Raw genomic sequence first — 18096 nt, forward strand, 5'->3', positions numbered from 1 at the left:
CCTAGACTAGGCCCCGATGCTGCCTGCCCGTGCCCCTTTCGCCCGCCTGGAGGGGTTCCTGCGCGACACCCTAGGCGGCGGCGCAACCCGGCTGCACGAGGAGGAGGCCGCCCCGGCCCGCACCGTACCCGTGGGGGAACTGGGCTGGTCTGCGGGGGTGGCGCGCGGCTTCGGGTTTCAGCAGGTCTACGCGCACCAGGCCGAGACGTACCGCTTGATGCGCGGCGGCAAGCACGTCATCGTGACCACGCCCACGGCCAGCGGCAAGACCGGCGCCTTTTTTCCCGCCGTGTTCGACCGACTGGAACGCGATCCACGCGCCACGGCGCTGTTCATCTATCCGCTGGTGGCGCTGGGTCAGGACCAGCGCGACAAGCTGCTGGCCTTCAAGGAACGCGGCGGTTTCGGCTGGGACATCGGGGCATTTCAGGGCGGCGCGCAGGCCACTGCCGCCTTTGCGGACAGCGTGCGGATGGTCACGGCCACCCCTGACAAGTTGCACTGGTCCCTGACCCACCCCCGCGTGCGCGAGTTCCTGAGGAATCTCTCCTTCATTGTGCTGGACGAGGCCCATACCTACCGGGGCGGCTTCGGCTCGGAGGTGGCGGGCATGCTGCGCCGCCTGCTGGAACTGTCGCGGGCGCTGGGAGCGAGTCCTCAGGTGGTGCTGAGCACCGCCACCATCGGCAACCCCGCCGAATTCGCCCGCGAACTGATCGGCGTGGACGCGGTCGAGGTCTCCGAATCCGGCGCGGCGCGGCCCGGCAAGCGCTTCTATCTGGCGGACCACAGAGGACAGCCTCGCCGCTTCTGGAATGCCGTGATGGAAGCCTCACAGCGCTATGACCTGAAGGTGCTGGCCTTTTTCCGGGGCCGCAGCCGGGCCGCGCGGCTGTACGGCACCTACCGGGCCCATCCGCAGTACGCCCGCCACGCCCACCTGTACATGGCCGGCACCAGTGACCGCGAGGGCCGCCTGACCGAGTTCCGCCGCGCGGGCAGCGGCGTGATGTTCGCCACCAACGCGCTGGAGGCTGGGGTGGACATCGGTGACCTGGAGGTGGTCATCATCGACGGCTACCCGGGGTCGCGCATGGCCTTCCGGCAGATGGCGGGCCGCGCCGGGCGAATCGCGCCGGGGCTGGTGCTGTACCTGCCCGCGCTCAACGAGCAGGGCGTGCCGCAGCCCGCCGACGCGTTTTACAGCAACTCGGGCAACTTTCTGGAGCTGCTCACTGGCCCCATCGAGAAGGCGGTGGTGGAAGCGGCCAACCCGTACCTCTCCCCCCGGCACCGCGCCCGCCAGAACGAGGAGTACGGCGCGGCAGGCCTGCGCGGGCCGCACGCGGCCGCCGTGGAAACGCAGAAATACTGGAACCTGCGTGGCGAGGGCAGCCTGAAGTACGCCGTGGTGGAGGTCGCCGACTGGGAACGGCTGGGATTGAGGGCCCTGGACACCCCGCTGGAGTCCCCCAGCCAGCATTACGCGCTGACCGAAAAGCATGAGGGCGCGGTCTTCACCCTCGACGGCCAGGGCTACAAGGTGCTGCGCTGGGAGAAACACCCTGCCGGAACCGCGATCATCGTGGAGAGATTCAGCGCCGAGAACCTGTTCACGCGCGGCCTGTACAGCATCGAGGTCACGCCGGGCCAGATGACGCCGTGGCAGCGGCGCGGGCCACTGGCCTACCGGCACGGCGAGGTCAGCATCCGCCGCCGTTACACCGGCTACCAGATGCTGCGGCAGGTCTTCGAGCGTGTGTGCGTGGGCTGCGACCGCGATCCCGGTCCCGCCGAACGCACCTGCGCCCGCTGTGGGGGCCGCATTCAGGACCGGATGCAGGACCACAAGTTGTCCGAACACCTGTACGACGAACCCACGGAATTGCCGCCCTTTCGCACCAGTGCGCTGGAAATCGGGCTGGATCCGCGCGCTACCGAGCGGCCCAGCGCGGTGGCGCATACCCTCAAACACCTGCTGCAAAAGGTCACGCCGGAGCGGGTGGCCTGCGACGAGAATGATCTGGCCGGGGCATTCCGGGGCGGACACGACGCGTATTTCTTTCTGTACGACGACTGGCTGGGCGGGCTGGGCGTGTCGCGCCGCGCCTACGAACAACTGGACGACCTCCTGATCCGCGCCCTGGCGCTGTGTTCCAAGACGTGCTGCAAGAACGCCGAGGGCTGTTACGAGTGCATCGCCGTCTCGCGCTGCTACGCGCCGTACCTGCCCAGCGGCGAGCGTCGTCCCACCGACAAGCAGGCCACCCGCCTGTTTCTGGAAGGGCTGCTGGGGGTGCAACCCACTCCGGAAGCGCAGGCCGAGGCCGCCGCCCCCGAACCCGCGCCGGAACTCGTGCCGTCGTGGCCCCTCCAGGCGCGGGAAATGCTGGATCTTCACGGCCTCTCGCTGCCTGAGGTCAGCGCCCGACTGGGCATTCCCAGCCGCGAACTGCAGCGGGCAGTCAGTAGCACACAGCCGCTGCGCCTGCACCACGCCAAATTCGGCGACGGTGTGTTCATGGGCGGCTTCTATCAGGGCGACAAGCGCGAGGTCCTGGTCTATTTTCCCGGCGTGGGCCAGAAGCGGTTGCTGCTGAAGTTTGCGGGGCTGACCGTGATCGAGCGGGAACCGGGGGCGGTGGCCCGTTGATGGGCCGCGTCACCCTCCCCTGAAAACCGCTGCTCCTATTTCCACTCCCGCCAGCCTCTTCGCCGCCTCAAGGAGCACTTCGGGCGGCTGCACCAGGGCGAAGCGCACGAAACCCTCGCCGCGTTCTCCGAAAGCCCGGCCGGGGCTGACCACCACGCCGCATTCCTCGGCAGCGTGCACGGCGTAGGCCACGCTGTCGGTCAGGCCGGGCACCCGCGCCCAGGCGTACATGCTGGCCTGGGGCCACTGAACCTCCCAGCCCAACTCGCGCAGGGCCGGCACCAGAGCGTCGCGGCGGGCCTGGAAGACGGCGGTCCCGGCGCGGCCCACCGCGTCAGGCAGGCTCAGCGCCAGCGTGGCAGCCCGCTGAATGCCCAGGTACGCGTGGAAGTCCACCGCGCCCTTCACACGGGCCAGCGCGGCCAGCGCCCCGGCGTCCCCGGCGGCGAAACCCACCCGGAAACCGCCCATGTGGTGGGTCTTGCTCAGCGAATGCAGTTCCACCACGCCATTTAAGCCCGCTTCCAGGGCGCTGGGGGCGCGGTAGTCGCCAAACGTCAGTTCGGCATAGGGGTGATCGTGAATCAGCAGGGTGCCCCGCCGCCGACACCACGCGGCAGCCTCCTCAAAAAAAGCCACGCTCGCCACCGCCGAAGTCGGATTGTTGGGGTAGTTGAGCAGCAGGGCACGTGGCCGCAGGTCCTCTGGAAGGGTCTCCAGATCGGGCAGAAAGCCGCGTTCGGGCAGCAGGGGCAGGGGGACCGTCTTCAGTCCGGCCACCGCCGCCGCCCCCAGGTACGGGGGGTAGCCGGGATCGGGCAGCAGCAGCGTGTCGCCCGGATCGGTGACGGCCAGCAACAGGTGTGCGAGCCCCTCCTGCGCGCCGATCAGCGGCAGGACTTCCGTTTCGGGATCGACCTTGATCCCGAAGCGCCGCAGCAGATACGTGGCGGCGGCCTCGCGCAGCGGCGCCGTGTCACTGAACAGCGGGTAGCGGTAGGTCAGCGGATCGCGGGTGGCCTCGCGCAGGGCTTCAAGCACGGTCTCCGGCGGCGACTGATCGCTGCTGCCGATGCTCAGGTCAATGATGGGCAGCCCCCGTGCCCGCGCCCGCCCCTTCGCCGCGTCCATCAGCGCGAATACGCTGCCTGGCACGGCTCCCGCCCGTGATGACATCCACATGGGAGCAGGCTAGAGCATCCGGGGCAGAGGGCGGCGCCCTGCCGTTCTAAAGAACCTCCCGCCCCGTCCTCACGCGCCTCCGGCCCCAGCCCCGCTAGCGTGCGGGTATGCAAATCAGCCGCACGATGAGCCTGGACCCCATTCTGGACCGTATGGGCCGCGAGGCCACCAGCCTGCACGAGGCCGAGGCCATGCGTGAGGTGCTCGCTGAGCGCTACGAAGGTCAGGACGTGACAGCCATCAACGAGCACGACTGGCTGGAAGCAATGGGCCGGATGGAACAGATCAAGCAGACGGGCAACGAGGGCATGAAATAGGCGAAGGCCCGTTCAATTCTCCCGCGTGACCAGCGTCCCCTGTGTGTCAATCGGAAAGTCGATGACCTGCCCGCTCAGACCATTCTTGGTCAGTACCCCGTTCAAGTAGACGTGGAGCGGCGCGGTGTCCTGGCGGGTGTCGTGGAAGCACAGCACCGTCGGCCCCGCACCGGACAGGGCCGCACCCAGCGCGCCATGCCGCCAGGCGTCGTCCAGGATGTCGCTCAGACCCGGCACCAGCGGGGCACGCCAGACCTGGTGGATGTAGTCCTGCATGGCGTGCCGCAGCAGATCGAGGCGTCCCTGTGAGAGCGCGGCGGCCAGCAGCGCGGCATGGGACAGCGCGTGGACAGCGTCTGCCCGGCTGTACTCGCGGGGCAGCACCGCGCGGGCTTTGCTGGTACTCAGCTCGAAATCAGGAATCAGCACGGTGACGCCCAGGTTCGCAGGTGGGTCCAGGCGCACGTAATGCGTGCCCAGCTTGTCCAGCGTGGCCACCACAATGCCGCCGAACAGCGCCGGTGCGACGTTGTCGGGATGACCCTCCTCACGAGCGGCCACGTCCAGCACAGCGTGATCGTCCAGCGGGCTACCCAGCAGCTCGTTGGCGGCCACAATCCCGGCCACCAGGGCGGCAGCGCTGCTGCCCAGGCCACGGGCCAGCGGCACCTCAGTGGTGATCTCCACGCGGGCAGGCGGCAGGGTCAGGCCCGTGCGCCTGGCCACCAGCAGCATGGCCTGATACACGTAGTTGCTCTCATCGGCAGGGGTGCCTTCCAGCCCCGGCCCCAGCGGTACCACCTGCGTCACGTCGTCCGGCGTGATCCGCAGGGTCGTGTACAGCGGCACACTCAGGCCCAGGCTATCGAAGCCGGGTCCCAGATTGGCGCTGCTGGCCGGGGCACGTACGGTAAAGGCCGTCATGGCGAGCGGCGCCGTTGGGGCAGGCGCGGAACATCCAGGCTGAAAGAGAGAGGGGTAGGCATTCCAGGCACCAAGGAGGGCCTCCAGAACAGTTCACGGGGCCACGCGGGGCCGGGCAGGTCCATGCGCCCATGCTAGTCGCCCACACACAGTGGAAAGGCGTGGAGGTAAGACAAATGCCCGCCGCCGTTTTGTCCCTCCGTGTATCCCCCATAACGTCAAGGCAGAATCAGAAATGAGGAGGGCGGCGCGCCTTTCTGAGAGGATCAGGGCGGTGAAATTGAAGGGTTCACTATTTGCCCTTTGCGCAGTGTTAAGAAAGTGAGTTTCTCCTCAATTGGCGCCTGTCCCCAGTTTCATGCTTCACCCACAACGAGCGTTTCACGTTGGAACTCTAACGATTCAAACAGGAGGTCACGAACATGGGTTGGATCATTACTATTCTGGTGGGTGCGCTTTGCGGTTGGCTGGCAAGCATGATCATGAACACCAATGCACAGCAGGGTGCCATCGCCAACATCCTGATCGGGATCGTGGGCGCATTGCTGGCCCAGTGGATCTTTGCAGGTTTGCTCAATATCGGCGGCGCGAATGCAGCGGGCGACGGCTTCAGCTTCTGGAGCATCATCTGGGGCGTGGTCGGTAGCGTCATTCTTATTGCGATTCTCAAGGCCCTTAAAGTTCTGCGCTAAGCTTCCTGTTCAAATGACCGGACATCCCAGTGGTGTCCGGCTTTTTTGTCCCATGAAGTCACTTTTTGAAGTAAACCTCACTCTGAACAGCGTTTATAGGGCAATGGAATGGGACACCTGCCATCCTCAAAAGTGTCACTCTGGATACAGAAGGGGGCAAGGCGTGTCTCAAGAACAACACAGAACTGCCCACCTCGCCCCCATTTCGCCGCCGCGCTACCTGCTGCGTTCGCTGGGCAACGCAGATGTGATTGTGGAGGGCGTGAGCGTGGTGTGGCCCGCCCGCAGTGCCGAGGAATTGCTGTGGTATCTGCACGCCCATCCGCGAGGCCGGTACCGCCATGACATCCTGGCCGAGCTGTGGGACCTGGAAGACACGCGTGCGGCGGCGAACCGCTTTCGGGTCGCCTTGCACCGTCTGCGCTCCACGCTGGGGCATTCGGACGCTGTGGTGGAGGAGCATGGCCGCTACACCCTGCACGCTGATCTCCAGGCCGCCAGCGACACGTTCGCCCTGCACAGGGCGCTGGCAGCCTCCAGAGACCTGACCGAGCCGCGTCAACAGGAGGAACTCCTCCGTCAGGCCCTCGCCAGCGCAGACGGCGAGTACCTGCCGCACCTCCAGGGTGAGTGGGTGGAGGCCGCCCGCAGCCAGCACCGCTCCGCCGTCGTCGAGGGCCGCCTGACCCTCTCGCTGCTGCATTGTGCCGCGCGTGAATGCCCACTGGCGGCTGCCTCGCTGGTGCGCGCCGCCGAGACCGATCCACTGATCGGTGAGGACCACCACCAGCGCCTGATGGTCTGCCTGACCATGACCCGCGACAAATACGCCGCCATTGAACATTACCGGCGCTACCGCCACTACCTTGCCGAGGAAGTGGGCGATACCCCCATGCAGGATACGGTGGACCTGGCTGAACGCCTGAAAGCCGACGCCCGCCCCTGCGAGCATGGGCCTTACATGCTGACCCGAAACTAATTTCGGTTTTTCCCTACGACACTCAGCGACACATGCCAGCTGTTCAGGACAGAATTCGCGAGGCGATAGAGGCCATTGTCAAGTCCGTTAGGCTCAGTTTCATCGCCCTAAGCCACCCAAGCCTCAGTCCACCTGAACTTCCCGCGCGCGTCTCGACACTGTACCTGTGAACAGAGCCAGCACCTCGCCCTCCTCACCGCGCCGGATCTCCACACGGTAGGTGGCCAGGGTGCGCCCCACGCGCTCCGGCGTGGCGACGGCCACCAGCTCGTCCCCACTTTTTGCGGCGCGAAAGAAACTCAGGTGGGTGTCCACTGCCACCGCCTGCGCCTCCAGGTTGCTGATCACCGCGAACGCCTCGTCGGCCAGACTGAAGATCAGACCGCCATGTGCGGTGCCGTGCATATTCAGCCCCGCGTCGGTGACGGCGGCGCGGACGCGGGTCCGTGCGGGCGTGGCTTCCAGCACGCTCAGTCCCAGCAGATCGGCGTAATTCATGCGGGCAGGCTAGAGCATGGCGCGTTACCCTGGGCGGCATGACAAGGCCTTTGAAGTTCCTGCTGGCGCTGCTGCCTTTCCTGCTGGTGTCGGGCGCGGCGCGTCCGGTCAAGCGTGGCGGGGCCGAACATGCCGGGTAAGCCGGACGTGCTGATCGTCGGCGCGGGGCTGGCTGGGCTGGCGCTGGCCCACGACCTGCAGGTCCAGGGCCGGGGCGTGCGCGTGCTGGACAAGTCGCGTGGGGTATCGGGCCGCGCGGCCACCCGCCGGACCCCACCCTCGGCACCCCAATATTCAGAAGCCCGCCTGGACCACGGCGCACGGTATTTCACCGCCCGTCATCCCCGCACCGTGGCGCTGGCCGAAAGCGGCGTGGCAGCAGGTTGGAACCGCGTCTGGGCGCAGGGTTTTGCGGCCTGGGAAGACGGGCAGATCACGCCCCCGGCTCAGGACGGCCACCCCCGCTACGCCCCACCCGCCGGGATGAGCACCCTGGGCCGCGAGCTGGCACGCGGGTTGGACGTGCAGACCGGACAGGAAGTGAGCAGTCTGGAACGCTTGCCCGGTGGCTGGCGCGTGCATTCGCGTGACGGCGTGGTGGGCGAGACCGAGCGGCTGGTGCTGAATCTCCCCGCTCCGCAGGCGCTGGCCCTACTGGACCCGCTGCTGGACGAGACGGAGGATCTTGAGGAGTTGCGGGACACTGCCGAGAGGCTGCGCCACGTGGCATACGCCCCGTGCTGGGCGGCGGGCGTAGTACTCGAGCAGGACATCGGGGCCAACTGGCCTGCCCTGAGCCTCAAGGGTCATCCAGTGCTGGACTGGATTGCACGTGAACACACCAAACGCGCCGCAGGCCACCCCCCCGCGCTGATGCTCCAGGCCTCGGCGGAGTGGTCCCGCGCCCGGCTGGAACGCCGTCCGGACGAGCTGCTGCCCGAACTGCTGTCATCGGTGGCAGACGTGCTGGGAGAGCAGGTCAAGGTCAACCACGCCTTCGCCCACCGCTGGCGCTACGCCACCCCAGAACGCCGCGTTTCTGGCCCCTGCCGGTGGGACGCGCAGCTTGGCCTGGGCCTGTGCGGCGACGGCTTCACGCCTGACGAGCACGGCCCACGCGTGGAGGCCGCCCTGCTGAGCGGCTGGGCGCTGGCAACACGGATGGGCGGCGAATGATGGGCCTCCCTGGCGCTGGCCCTCTCCGCTCGGTGCTGTATGTTCCCGGCGACAAGCCACGCGCCATTGAGAAGGCCCGGGCGCTGGCTGCCGACGCCGTGATCCTGGATCTGGAAGACGCCGTTGCCCCCGAACACAAGGCCCAGGCCCGCACGAACGTCCGCGCGGCATTGCTGGCCGGCGGCTGGCGCGTCCCCGTCCTGGTGAGGGTTAACGGCCTGGGCACCGTATGGGAACACGAGGACCGCGAGATGGCGCTGCTGTCGGGCGCGTGCGGTCTGGTGCTACCCAAGGTGGAGGATGACCGCGCCGCCCTCGAGTTGTCTCTAGGCCGCCCGCTGTGGGCCATGATCGAAACCCCGCGTGGCGTGCTGAACGCCCCCGCCATCGCCGCCGTACCGGGGGTGGCGGGCCTGCTGGTGGGCGCCAACGACCTGGCCCGCGCCCTGCGGACACGCCCGCACCCGGCCCGGATACCGCTGCTGCATGCCCTGTCGGCAGTGGTGCTGGCCGCCCGCGCCCACGGCAAGGTACCGCTGGACGCCGTGTTCAACGACGTGCGCGACCCGGCAGGCTTCGTCCAGGAATGCGAACAGGGCCGCGCGCTGGGCTTCGCTGGCAAGACAGTGATCCACCCGGACCAGATTGAGGCTGCCAACACCGCTTTCGGCGTGACCGAGGAGCAGGCGCAGCAGGCCCGCGCCCTGCTGACGGCCTGGGAGGAGGGCCGCGCCGCTGGCCGGAGCGTCGTGACCTTCGGCGGCTCCCTTGTCGAGGGAATGCACGCCGACGAGGCGCAGGAGGTGCTGGCCCTGTGGGCGGCCCGCCAGCAAACGGTCATTGATAGACCGGAGGGCAACGACTGACCAGTTCAGGCACTGTTCAGATACCGCTCAACTGCGTCCCCGGCCACCACGCCCGCCAGTAGGAGGCGTAGGCTGCCGTCATGAAGCGCCTCCTGCTCGCCCCGCGTGAACCCGTCAACGCCCTGACCCACTGGGCCGGTGCACTGGCGGCGCTGATCGTGCTGGGGCCGCTGCTGTGGTGGGCGCACTCGCGCGGGCTGGCGCTGTGGCCCTTCGTGGTGTTTGGCGTGAGCATGGTGGCGCTGTATTCGGCCAGCGCCAGTTACCACTCGTTTGGCCGCAACGAGCGCAGCATGTTGTGGCTGCGCAAGCTGGACCACGCGGGCATCTTCCTGCTTATTGCGGGCAGTTACACCCCTATCGCCTACTTTGGCCTGCATGGTGTGTGGCAGAGCGTGGTGCTGTGGGTGGTGTGGGGAATTGCACTGACCGGCATCGCTCTGAAGCTGATCACCATGCGTCTGCCACGCTGGGTCAGCACGCTGCTGTACGTGGGCATGGGCTGGCTGGCGGTGATCTTCCTACCGCAACTGATTCACAACCTGCCCCCCGCAGCGATCTTCTGGCTGGCAGCGGGAGGCGTGTTGTATACGCTGGGCGCGCTGGTTTATGGCACCAAACTGATCAAGGCGCGAGAGAAGGGTTTCTGGCGGCACTGGGGCTTTCACGAGGTCTGGCACCTGTTCGTGCTGGGCGGCACCGGGGCACATGTGGCGATGATGTTCAGCCTGCGCTGAACGAACATCTGCCCGGCATCAAAGCGGGCTGTGCGCGGTCCCCGTGGTATCCAGCTAGACCTAGAGGGCGGATCTGAAGACGCCTTGATCCCCTTCGGACCCGTCACCAGACCGCAGGCCCAACAATGCAGCATGAGCGACAGAACCAAGGACACATCCCCCCTGGTCGGCATTCATGATGAGGAACACCCGACAAGACCTGAGGACACGGAACAGCGCAGCTTCGCCAGCGTTCTGCTCGGCAATGTCACTGATACGGAGGAGCCGGAAGAACGGCCCCATCCGGACGCCCAGGACACCACCGAAAATTCGGAGGGGTAAAGACGCGGCACCCTACCGCAGCGCTTTGACCATGGTGTCCACATCAAAACGGAAGGCTCCCAGGAATGTCGCGCCTGCGCTATCCTGCGGTCCCAGTGCATCGGTATACAGCGGCGGGGCGATCCTGGCACCTGTCTCCTTCGCGAGCGCCTCGGCCAGCCGGGTGTTGACCGTGTTCTCGGTAAAGATGACCTTCGCGCCGCTGGTCTTCACCGCCGAAATCAGGGCCGCCAGTTCGCGTGCGCTCGGCTCACGCTCGGTGCTGAGACCGGGAATGACCGCGCCCACAATCTTCAGGCCGTAGCGGGCCGCGAAGTAGTTCAGGGCGTCGTGATTGCTCACGATCTGGCGTTTGCTGGCGGGCAGGGCGGCAAATTGCTTTCTGGCATAAGCGTCGGCCTCGCTCAGTTTCCTGAGATAGGTGGCCGCATTGGCGGCGTAGACGGCCCTGCCGGACGGGTCGAGCGCCGTTAGGGCATTCTGCGCGTTCTTGACATAGCCTGCCGCCAGTTTCAGGTCCCACCACGCGTGTGGGTCAGTGCCGCCGTCCGCCTCCAACAGCTTCAGGCCCGCCGTCAGCGCCCTGACGGGAACTCTTGGAGCGGATTTCTGCAGCTGGGGCAGCCACGGCTCCAGACCCGCGCCGTTGGCAAACAGCACCCGGCTTTTCGACAGGCTGCGGATCACGCCAGTTGAGGGCTGAAACGTGTGGGCATCCGTGCCCACGGGCACAACGGTATTTACAGTCACTCGCGTTCCACCAACATTTTTCACGAGGTCCGCCACTATCGAAGTGGTGGCGCTGACCTGCACGGGCGCCGCATGGGTCACCCCAACCAGCAGCAGGAGGGGCAGAACAGAGAACTTGAACATTCGAGAATGATAATTCATTATCAGTATTGGTGCAAGGGGATAGGCTTGATGCAGCGATCCTGCTCCTGTCACTGAACTAGAGCGTCTAGTGGGAAGGGTTGGAGACGCCTGGAAATCCAAACGGAATGAGAGAAAAACGGATCCTGGACTGATCAGAACCGTCTCGATGTGGACACGAAACAAACGGAATCCAGGCAAGGCGGGAAGCCCTTGAACTGAGCTTCCCGCCATCCGTTTTCCCTGCTCTTTACTTCGTTTCTGTCAGGGTGAAACTGCCACTGCCCTGATACGCGTAGATCTCCCAGCGATAGGTGCCGCTGCCGGCACTGTAGGTCACGGTCTCGTTGCTGCTCGACCCTTCGCTGGAAGCCACGTCCACCCAGCTTGTCCCACTCTGCTTTTGCAGGTACAGATCAAAGTCGGTGCCGCTGGGACCGCTCAGCACACCGCGGATGCTGCCACCCCCGTAGCTAAAGTTACTGCTGTACACGCTTCTGCCGCTGCTCACCGAACCTGTGTAGGTGGTGGTTCCGCCGGTCGGCGGTGGCGTGGTGCTGCCTGCTGCGCCGGTGTACAGCAGCCTGTTGGGGCTGCCGGTCCCTGCGCCGCTGACCTTACTGGCCGTGGTGCTGCCCAGCAGCGTGCTGGTGACGCTGTCGGTGCTGGCCCCCGCGTTCCCCGCCAGAATCAGGGCCACCGCGCCCACCACATGCGGCGTCGCCATGCTGGTGCCGCTGATGGTGTTGGTGGCCGTGGTGCTGCCGATCCAGGTGCTGGTGATGTCGCTGCCCGGCGCGAACAGGTCCAGGCAGGAGCCGTAATTGCTGTAGCTGGCCCGCGCATCGGTGCGGGTGGTGGCCCCCACCGTGATGGCGCTGGCGGCGCTGGCTGGGGACACGTTGCAGGCGTTCTGGTTCTCGTTGCCGCCCGCCACCACCATCACCAGGTTGCGGGCCGCCGCGTTGTTTACGGCGTCGTTGACCGCCTGACTGAAACCGCCGCCCAGGCTCATGTTTGCCACGGCGGGGCCGGACTTGTTGTTCAGCGCCCAGTTCACGCCCGCGATGACGCCGGAATTCGAGCCGCTGCCGCTGCAGTCGAGCACCTTGACTGCCACCAGTTGCACGCCTTTGGCGACGCCCCAGGTGTTGCTGCCCACGGTTCCGGCAACGTGCGTGCCGTGGCCCTGGCAATCGCTGTTGGTGCCGTCCCCTGTGGTGTTGGTGCCCCACACCGCCCGGCCCCCGAAGTTGGTGTGCGAGGTATTGATACCGGTGTCAATGATGTACGCCTTGACACCGCTGGCGGTGGTGGCATAGGTGTAGTTGCCGTCCAGCGGCAGATTGCGCTGGTCAATACGGTCCAGACCCCAGGTGGCCCCACTCTGGGTGGCGGTGGCATGCATCACGCCGTCCTGCTCGATGTATTTCACCGCCGGATTGGCCTGCAACCGGCTGAGGTTCTGGGCACTCAGGCGTGCGGAAAATCCATTGAGGGCCTGCGAATAGATGTTCTGGATGCTGACGCCCTGCGGGTCCAACCCCAGGCCGCGAATCAACCCGCCTGCGCTCTGGCTTTCCAGTGCCTGGGCTGTGACTCGGCCCGCCCCCTGGCTGAGGACCACGATGTACTGCCCCTCGATGGCCTCTGGGTTGCCCGTGCCCAGCAGCGGAGCCTGGGTGCGGCTGCGCCCGGAATCGGTGTCGGCACCCAGGCTCACGTTCGTGGCAGCGGGCGGTGCGTCTGGAGCGGCGGCGCCCTCCGGCGCACTCTTCTGGTTCCCACAAGCCGAGAGGGTGAGGGTCAGGAACAGCAGGCCAACAGTGGTACGTCCATTCATGCGAAACCTCCAGAAAACTTTCCAGACCCACGGCAGAAGAAAGACAACAGGTACCGTTCCAAGTCACCCTGGAAGGGTCCACGTCAGCTCCGAGCCATCAATTGGAAATTGGAGGAATGATAGGGGCACAAGTTGACCGACGGTATGAAATACCCGACGCTGGCTCAAACGGCCAGACCAATCGAAAACTTCATTTATTCTCAATGTGGATCATCGTTCTGTGCAAATTTATTCAAAGATTCTGCATATTCTTCAATTCAATCTTGACCTGCATCGTTATCGGTCCAGCTCGTCTGCGGTGAATGAGCCTCGAGACAGATCGAAGAAGGTACCCTGCCAAGGGTCTACAGATTCCATCCTCCGGCCACTTCCAGCTCCTGTCCGGTCACGTAGTCGCTGGCGCGCACGAAATACAGCGCGGCATCCACCAGTTCGGCCACCGTGCCTGCTCGTCCCGCCGGAATCTCGCGCAGGGGCTGAGACACGCTGGTCTCAATCACGCCGGGGCTGACCACATTGACGCTGACCCCGCTGCCCGCCAGGACCGAGGCCAGCGAGCGGGACAGTTGCAACACGCCAGTCTTGGCGATGACGTACGGCACGATGCCGGGCCGCGCCGTCAGGTGATGGGCGCCCGCGTAGCCTAGATTGACAATGCGCCCGAAGCCCGCCGAGCACATCAGCGGCGCGGCCTCCTGGCAGGTGGCGAAGGTCGAGGTCAGGTTGCTGCCCAGCATCTCTGTCCACTCGGCGTCGGTGGTCTCCAGCAGCGGCCTGTTGACGTAGTTGCCCACGTTGTTGACCAGCACCGCCAGCGGTGATCCGGCAAAGGCGACGTGCGCCCGCCGCACCAGTTCGCGGGCCGGCGCGGCGTCGCTCAGATCGGCCTGCAAGGTCACCGCCTGAACCCCCACCTCCTCGCACAATTGCGCGGTTTCTTCGGCCTGCTCCGCGCTGCCCCGGTAATGCACGGCGACGCCGTAGCCTTCGCGGGCCAGCGCCACGGCCAGCGCCCGCCCGATACCGTGGGCCGAGCCGGTCACCAGTGCGGTGCCCTTCACGCTTGTTCCTGCCCGGCCAGCGCCACCAGCGTGCGCGTGTAGGTGTTCAGCGGGTAAGCAGCGGCTTCCTCCAGCGTGACCCAGGCCCATTCCTCGATTTCCTCGTTGGGCCTGACCTCGGTGCTTTCTGTGCGGGCAAAGTAATCGAAGAGCAGCATGTGGCTGGGCTTGTGGAACTCCGGCGAAAGAACCGCCTCCTGCGTCTGGGCGTACTCGATATCGCGCAGGACCAGCCCGGTCTCCTCGCGGAATTCGCGGGCCACGGCTTCGAGCAGGGTTTCTCCCCAGTCCACCTTGCCGCCCGGCACGCCCCACAGTCCGCGCCACTTGGTCGTCCGGGCCAGCAACACGCGTCCGGTCCCGTCGCGCACCAGCGCCCCCACGCATACCACTGGCCTGTTCATGCGGCCCAGGCTACGTCGAAAGGCAAAGCCAGGGTGTGTGGACGGCCACGGGCAAGCCTTTAGGACAGCAGGGGCAGCAGGTCGGCCATGGGCGAAAGGTCGGCCAGCTTCAGGTCGGCCACCCGCCGCCGCTCGCCGTTGTAGGAGGCAAACTCCGACGCCAGCAATTTCTTTTCCGAGGCCCAGCCGATGATGTAGGCGTGCGCGGAGGCCGCGACCGTGGTCCGCGGTTCGAGGCGCAGGTTGTAGTGGTAATACACTTGGACATTAATGTCGCGCGGCTCGCGGTGGTTGAAAGCTGGCCTGAACTGCCCTGGAATCGCCGCGATGTCGTGGTGGTAGGACAGCGAGGACTTCACCGAACATTTGGCCGCCGTGCCGTCCCTGCGACGAACGACGACATCGTGGCCCAGATCGGGTGTCCTTGCCGCCTTGTCCACAGCAGACACGGCAGTTTTTCCCTGGTTCGTCAGGTACGCGATGACGGCCAGTTCGGCGATCTCACCCATCAGCAGGTTGTGATACTTCTCCAGCGGATCGCGGCCATGCAGGTCTGCCCGGTCCCGCACATGCGGCAGCAGGTATGCACAGGTGGCGGCCGCCGTCTGGACCATTTCCTCGGAGACCAGCTCGCGCAGGGGGATGGCATCCGCCGCAGTTAGGGACACGGACAGACGGCCCCAAAAGCCTCCTGAAGTTCGGATGGGACCGCACAGACCGTGACTCCCTCCAGCGTGATGGCGGTTTCCACGGCCAGCACTTGCCAGGTATAGACGGTCACGGGCCGCCCCGCCTGGCCCACAAGCCGGGTGACCTCTGCCAGGACTTCACGGCTGCTCTCGGTCAGATACACCAACACCCGGTCCTCGCCCCAGTGCTGTTGAATGGCGTAGGCTCTCTGATATTCATGCAGCGCCTGCAGCTCCCGCAATTGCAGGGCGAACCAGAGCTGCTCGTGGACCCTCTCCCCCTCCCCTGCTGGACCACGGGCCGCGCGCAGGTAGGCAAATTCTCCCCCCAGACCCGGCACCTCGACCGGGCCGGAGCGCGTGCGGTAGGAATAGCCTTCGATTGCCCGGCCCACCCGCTCGCGCGTGACCGACTGGCACAGATTCTTCTGCGGCTCCTGGGCTGTGGCCTCGGTAGAGGACACCAGGAGAAATCGACGGTTGGAGCCGGGTTGCTCGGCATTGAGCGCCAGCACGGCGTGCGCGGTGGTGCCGCTGCCCGCGAAGAAATCCAGGACGGTGTCGTCCGGACCCGTCGCCTGCGCGATCAGCGTCTGGATCAGCGACAGCGGTTTGGGATAGCTGAAGCCCACGCCCGCGGTCTGGAGCATCTGTCCAAGGAGGGCTGTGCCCTCGGCATTCAGGCCGCTGTGCAGCACCGTCCGGTCCTCCGCGCCGTCTTCCTCTTTCAGACCGACAATCCAGCTTGAAATCGGCTTGCTGGGCCGCCGGATTTCCGAGCGGAAGCGCTTATAGCCGGGCGTGCCGTAACCCAGCCTCCGCCCGACATACTGGGACAGGTAGGCCGTCTCCTCCTCAGGGGTGTCGTACAGTCCCAGCTGAAGAAAATGCGGAGCGTGGCCCGCCGTGATGGCCGCACGCAATTCCTCCAGCGTGCCATACAGGGCGGTGCGGTCCTTTTTCGGAAAGACAACCCGCCCCTCGCGAATCAGTTGCTCCATGGTCTCGCGCCGCAGCTTCTGTCCCTTCTTCACCAGCCCCTCGGAGGCAAACGCCCAGACCCGCTTGGGATTGGGGGCGTACCACAGGTCCTCCTGCGGGTTGTAAATGGGATAGAAGCCGTTCGGACGCGCGCGGTAATCATGCGATTTGGACAGGTCACCGCGCTTCCACGGCTCGGGATTGCCTGGATCGTGGTCCCGGTAGCCCGACAGATCTTTGTCCAGCCCCGCGAACGAGAAGCCGGGATGCGCATAGCACAGCACGTATTCGTGGTCAACGCTAAGAAAGCTGGGTGGCACGTCGTTGCTGCCCGAACGCCGTCGCCACACGAAAGTGCCCACCTTGCCTCCCGGAAAGACCTGGTCTAGCAGCAGGGTCAGGCGGGCGACCTCGTAATCGTCAATCGACACGAAAAGCACGCCGTCCGGCGTTAGCAACTCCCGCGCCAAGTCCAGGCGCTGGGCCATAAACTCCAGCCAGGCCGAATGGCGATAGGCATCGTCCTTGCCATGATAGCGGTCATGGTAGGCCAACTCTTGGCCCCCGGTGTTGTAGGGGGGATCAATATAGATGCATTTGATCCGGCCCCGGTGGGTCAGCTGCAGAAACTGCAGGGCGTCCAGATTGTCACCCTCGATGATCAGATGACGGTGGGGGGCGTCGCCGACGCTCAGCTCATCGACGAGATCAAGCCTGGGGACAGCCCGTTGCGCCGCGCCCGATTCCTCACGTTCCCAGACCAGCCCGAACTTCCGCTCGGCGTCCCGCTGTTCCAGCAGTTCAATCAGGGCGTCCCGGTCCAGATGGCTATAGCGGGAGTCGGTCAAGGCCAGACCTGAGGGGTCTGGAGAAAGGCTGAACGTTTGGACGGAGTGCGCACGGTAGCTTCAGCATAGATCAACGCTAGAGCAGGCGCGCCATCGGCCTGGGCACAAAAGAGGTGCTAGCCTCACGGCCATGAACCTTAAAACCGAAGACTACCGCGTGAAGGCTGGTAAGGCGGTCAGCCTGAAAAGCTGGAAGACCGACGAAAAGGGCAGCATGGACAAGGAGGTAGGCAAGGTCACAGCCACGCTGCTGGCGGACGAGCTGGCCGAATGGCAGGAGCGCCTGTACGCCGAAAACAAACAGGCTCTGTTGATTGTCCTGCAGGCGCGCGATGCAGGCGGCAAGGACGGTACGGTCAAGCATGTCATAGGGGCGTTCAATCCCAACGGGGTCCGGATCTCCAACTTCAAGGTGCCCTCTGAGGAGGAGCTTGCCCACGATTTCCTGTGGCGCATTCATACCCAGACTCCCAGAAAGGGCATGGTGGCCGTCTTCAACCGCAGCCACTACGAGGATGTGCTGGTCACGCGCGTACATAACTTGATTGACCACCAGACTGCTCAGCAGCGCCTGGAACACATCCGAAATTTCGAGAGCTTACTCACCGACTCGGGCACGCGCGTCCTCAAGTTCTACCTGCACATCAGCAAAGAGGAGCAGGAGGAGCGCCTGCAAGACCGCCTGGACCATCCTGACAAACTGTGGAAGTTCAACGCTGGCGATCTGGAAGAGCGCGCACTGTGGGATGAATACACCAGCGCCTACCAAGACGCCCTGACCACCAGCACGGAGGCAGCACCCTGGTACGTGATTCCCGCCGATCACAAGTGGTTTCGCAACCTGCTGATCAGCCAGATCATTCTGGACACCTTGAAAGACATGAATCCGCAGTTCCCGGAAACCGATCTGAATCCGGCAGAAATCAAAATCAAGTAGGACCAAAAAAGCCCCCTCCGGGCGGAGGGGGCATATATGGAGCGGGAGACGAGATTCGAACTCGCGACATCTACCTTGGCAAGGTAGTGCTCTACCAGCTGAGCTACTCCCGCGAAAC

At 65.3% G+C, this 18096-nt stretch carries 18 protein-coding genes and 1 tRNA gene; 9 read left to right on the forward strand and 10 right to left on the reverse strand.

Annotated elements, in window-relative coordinates:
* Nucleotides 1-16 precede the first annotated feature (16 nt).
* On the forward strand, nucleotides 17-2653 hold the full coding sequence (locus HNQ08_RS20830) for a DEAD/DEAH box helicase (protein WP_184136445.1): 2637 nt from the start codon (nucleotides 17-19) through the stop codon (nucleotides 2651-2653).
* A 9-nt stretch (nucleotides 2654-2662) separates the two neighbouring features.
* Here the strand turns inward: HNQ08_RS20830 and HNQ08_RS20835 are convergent, their stop codons facing one another.
* Complete coding sequence (locus HNQ08_RS20835; protein ID WP_184136447.1) at nucleotides 2663-3835, reverse strand: aminotransferase class I/II-fold pyridoxal phosphate-dependent enzyme; 1173 nt, start codon at nucleotides 3833-3835, stop codon at nucleotides 2663-2665.
* A 107-nt stretch (nucleotides 3836-3942) separates the two neighbouring features.
* Here HNQ08_RS20835 and HNQ08_RS20840 point away from each other — a divergent pair, with 107 nt between their 5' ends.
* A complete protein-coding gene (locus HNQ08_RS20840; RefSeq protein WP_184136449.1) occupies nucleotides 3943-4152 on the forward strand; it encodes a hypothetical protein in 210 nt (69 codons plus the stop codon).
* Between the two features lie 12 nt (nucleotides 4153-4164).
* On the opposite strand, the gene thrB is transcribed toward HNQ08_RS20840, so the two are convergent.
* Nucleotides 4165-5076, reverse strand: coding sequence for a homoserine kinase (thrB, locus tag HNQ08_RS20845; RefSeq protein ID WP_184136450.1), 912 nt, complete (start codon nucleotides 5074-5076; stop codon nucleotides 4165-4167).
* Between the two features lie 422 nt (nucleotides 5077-5498).
* Here thrB and HNQ08_RS20850 point away from each other — a divergent pair, with 422 nt between their 5' ends.
* Together HNQ08_RS20850 and HNQ08_RS20855 are read left to right on the forward strand one after the other, a co-directional pair.
* On the forward strand, nucleotides 5499-5768 hold the full coding sequence (locus HNQ08_RS20850) for a GlsB/YeaQ/YmgE family stress response membrane protein (protein ID WP_184136452.1): 270 nt from the start codon (nucleotides 5499-5501) through the stop codon (nucleotides 5766-5768).
* 163 nt (nucleotides 5769-5931) lie between these two features.
* Nucleotides 5932-6747, forward strand: coding sequence for an AfsR/SARP family transcriptional regulator (locus tag HNQ08_RS20855; protein ID WP_229790210.1), 816 nt, complete (start codon nucleotides 5932-5934; stop codon nucleotides 6745-6747).
* A 123-nt stretch (nucleotides 6748-6870) separates the two neighbouring features.
* On the opposite strand, the gene paaI is transcribed toward HNQ08_RS20855, so the two are convergent.
* Nucleotides 6871-7245 (reverse strand): hydroxyphenylacetyl-CoA thioesterase PaaI, encoded by a 375-nt coding sequence (gene paaI / locus HNQ08_RS20860; RefSeq protein ID WP_184136457.1) that lies wholly within the window; start codon nucleotides 7243-7245, stop codon nucleotides 6871-6873.
* Nucleotides 7246-7374: 129 nt separating this feature from the next.
* Here paaI and HNQ08_RS20865 point away from each other — a divergent pair, with 129 nt between their 5' ends.
* The 4 genes from HNQ08_RS20865 to HNQ08_RS20880 all read left to right on the forward strand — a co-directional run bounded on the left by HNQ08_RS20865 (nucleotide 7375) and on the right by HNQ08_RS20880 (nucleotide 10345).
* Entirely contained in the window at nucleotides 7375-8421 is a 1047-nt protein-coding gene (locus tag HNQ08_RS20865; protein ID WP_184136459.1) for an NAD(P)/FAD-dependent oxidoreductase, read from the forward strand.
* On the forward strand, nucleotides 8418-9287 hold the full coding sequence (locus tag HNQ08_RS20870; protein WP_229790209.1) for an HpcH/HpaI aldolase/citrate lyase family protein: 870 nt from the start codon (nucleotides 8418-8420) through the stop codon (nucleotides 9285-9287). Before HNQ08_RS20865 ends, HNQ08_RS20870 begins: the two co-directional genes overlap by 4 nt.
* A gap of 80 nt (nucleotides 9288-9367) precedes the next feature.
* Complete coding sequence (gene trhA, locus HNQ08_RS20875) at nucleotides 9368-10024, forward strand: PAQR family membrane homeostasis protein TrhA (RefSeq protein ID WP_184136461.1); 657 nt, start codon at nucleotides 9368-9370, stop codon at nucleotides 10022-10024.
* Nucleotides 10025-10156: 132 nt separating this feature from the next.
* Nucleotides 10157-10345 (forward strand): hypothetical protein, encoded by a 189-nt coding sequence (locus HNQ08_RS20880; protein ID WP_184136463.1) that lies wholly within the window; start codon nucleotides 10157-10159, stop codon nucleotides 10343-10345.
* Between the two features lie 12 nt (nucleotides 10346-10357).
* On the opposite strand, the gene HNQ08_RS20885 is transcribed toward HNQ08_RS20880, so the two are convergent.
* From HNQ08_RS20885 to HNQ08_RS20910, 6 genes are all read right to left on the reverse strand, one after another.
* Nucleotides 10358-11218 carry a manganese ABC transporter substrate-binding protein MntC gene (locus HNQ08_RS20885; RefSeq protein ID WP_184136465.1) on the reverse strand — a complete coding sequence of 287 codons (861 nt, stop codon included), beginning with the start codon at nucleotides 11216-11218 and terminating at the stop codon, nucleotides 10358-10360.
* Nucleotides 11219-11465: 247 nt separating this feature from the next.
* The gene (locus tag HNQ08_RS20890; RefSeq protein WP_184136467.1) at nucleotides 11466-13058 is read right to left on the reverse strand and encodes a S8 family peptidase; all 1593 of its coding nucleotides are present in this window, start codon (nucleotides 13056-13058) and stop codon (nucleotides 11466-11468) included.
* 344 nt (nucleotides 13059-13402) lie between these two features.
* Nucleotides 13403-14119 carry a bifunctional dihydropteridine reductase/dihydrofolate reductase TmpR gene (gene tmpR / locus HNQ08_RS20895; RefSeq protein ID WP_229790208.1) on the reverse strand — a complete coding sequence of 239 codons (717 nt, stop codon included), beginning with the start codon at nucleotides 14117-14119 and terminating at the stop codon, nucleotides 13403-13405.
* Complete coding sequence (locus tag HNQ08_RS20900; protein WP_184136471.1) at nucleotides 14116-14523, reverse strand: NUDIX domain-containing protein; 408 nt, start codon at nucleotides 14521-14523, stop codon at nucleotides 14116-14118. The genes tmpR and HNQ08_RS20900 overlap by 4 nt, the downstream gene beginning before the upstream one ends.
* Nucleotides 14524-14582: 59 nt before the next feature.
* Nucleotides 14583-15191 (reverse strand): hypothetical protein, encoded by a 609-nt coding sequence (locus HNQ08_RS20905; protein ID WP_184136473.1) that lies wholly within the window; start codon nucleotides 15189-15191, stop codon nucleotides 14583-14585.
* Nucleotides 15182-17041: a site-specific DNA-methyltransferase gene (locus HNQ08_RS20910; RefSeq protein WP_184136475.1), complete on the reverse strand. Its 1860-nt coding sequence runs from the start codon at nucleotides 17039-17041 to the stop codon at nucleotides 15182-15184. Before HNQ08_RS20910 ends, HNQ08_RS20905 begins: the two co-directional genes overlap by 10 nt.
* Before the next feature lie 130 nt (nucleotides 17042-17171).
* On the opposite strand from HNQ08_RS20910, the gene HNQ08_RS20915 reads away from it, so the two are divergent.
* The gene (locus HNQ08_RS20915; protein WP_184136477.1) at nucleotides 17172-17978 is read left to right on the forward strand and encodes a polyphosphate kinase 2 family protein; all 807 of its coding nucleotides are present in this window, start codon (nucleotides 17172-17174) and stop codon (nucleotides 17976-17978) included.
* A 37-nt stretch (nucleotides 17979-18015) separates the two neighbouring features.
* Here the strand turns inward: HNQ08_RS20915 and HNQ08_RS20920 are convergent.
* Nucleotides 18016-18091: transfer RNA gene (locus tag HNQ08_RS20920), tRNA-Gly, on the reverse strand.
* Nucleotides 18092-18096 lie beyond the last annotated feature (5 nt).

The organism is Deinococcus humi (assembly GCF_014201875.1).
GTDB lineage: Bacteria > Deinococcota > Deinococci > Deinococcales > Deinococcaceae > Deinococcus > Deinococcus humi.

Excerpts from the sequence above, each read along its gene's own strand:
- HNQ08_RS20830 (WP_184136445.1), top strand. The coding sequence starts at position 17 with ATGCTGCCTGCCCGTGCCCCTTTCGCCCGCCTGGAGGGGTTCCTGCGC.
- HNQ08_RS20835 (WP_184136447.1), bottom strand. The coding sequence starts at position 3,835 with ATGTGGATGTCATCACGGGCGGGAGCCGTGCCAGGCAGCGTATTCGCG.
- HNQ08_RS20840 (WP_184136449.1), top strand. The coding sequence starts at position 3,943 with ATGCAAATCAGCCGCACGATGAGCCTGGACCCCATTCTGGACCGTATG.
- thrB (WP_184136450.1), bottom strand. The coding sequence starts at position 5,076 with ATGACGGCCTTTACCGTACGTGCCCCGGCCAGCAGCGCCAATCTGGGA.
- HNQ08_RS20850 (WP_184136452.1), top strand. The coding sequence starts at position 5,499 with ATGGGTTGGATCATTACTATTCTGGTGGGTGCGCTTTGCGGTTGGCTG.
- paaI (WP_184136457.1), bottom strand. The coding sequence starts at position 7,245 with ATGAATTACGCCGATCTGCTGGGACTGAGCGTGCTGGAAGCCACGCCC.
- HNQ08_RS20865 (WP_184136459.1), top strand. The coding sequence starts at position 7,375 with ATGCCGGGTAAGCCGGACGTGCTGATCGTCGGCGCGGGGCTGGCTGGG.
- HNQ08_RS20870 (WP_229790209.1), top strand. The coding sequence starts at position 8,418 with ATGATGGGCCTCCCTGGCGCTGGCCCTCTCCGCTCGGTGCTGTATGTT.
- trhA (WP_184136461.1), top strand. The coding sequence starts at position 9,368 with ATGAAGCGCCTCCTGCTCGCCCCGCGTGAACCCGTCAACGCCCTGACC.
- HNQ08_RS20880 (WP_184136463.1), top strand. The coding sequence starts at position 10,157 with ATGAGCGACAGAACCAAGGACACATCCCCCCTGGTCGGCATTCATGAT.
- HNQ08_RS20885 (WP_184136465.1), bottom strand. The coding sequence starts at position 11,218 with ATGTTCAAGTTCTCTGTTCTGCCCCTCCTGCTGCTGGTTGGGGTGACC.
- HNQ08_RS20890 (WP_184136467.1), bottom strand. The coding sequence starts at position 13,058 with ATGAATGGACGTACCACTGTTGGCCTGCTGTTCCTGACCCTCACCCTC.
- HNQ08_RS20900 (WP_184136471.1), bottom strand. The coding sequence starts at position 14,523 with ATGAACAGGCCAGTGGTATGCGTGGGGGCGCTGGTGCGCGACGGGACC.
- HNQ08_RS20915 (WP_184136477.1), top strand. The coding sequence starts at position 17,172 with ATGAACCTTAAAACCGAAGACTACCGCGTGAAGGCTGGTAAGGCGGTC.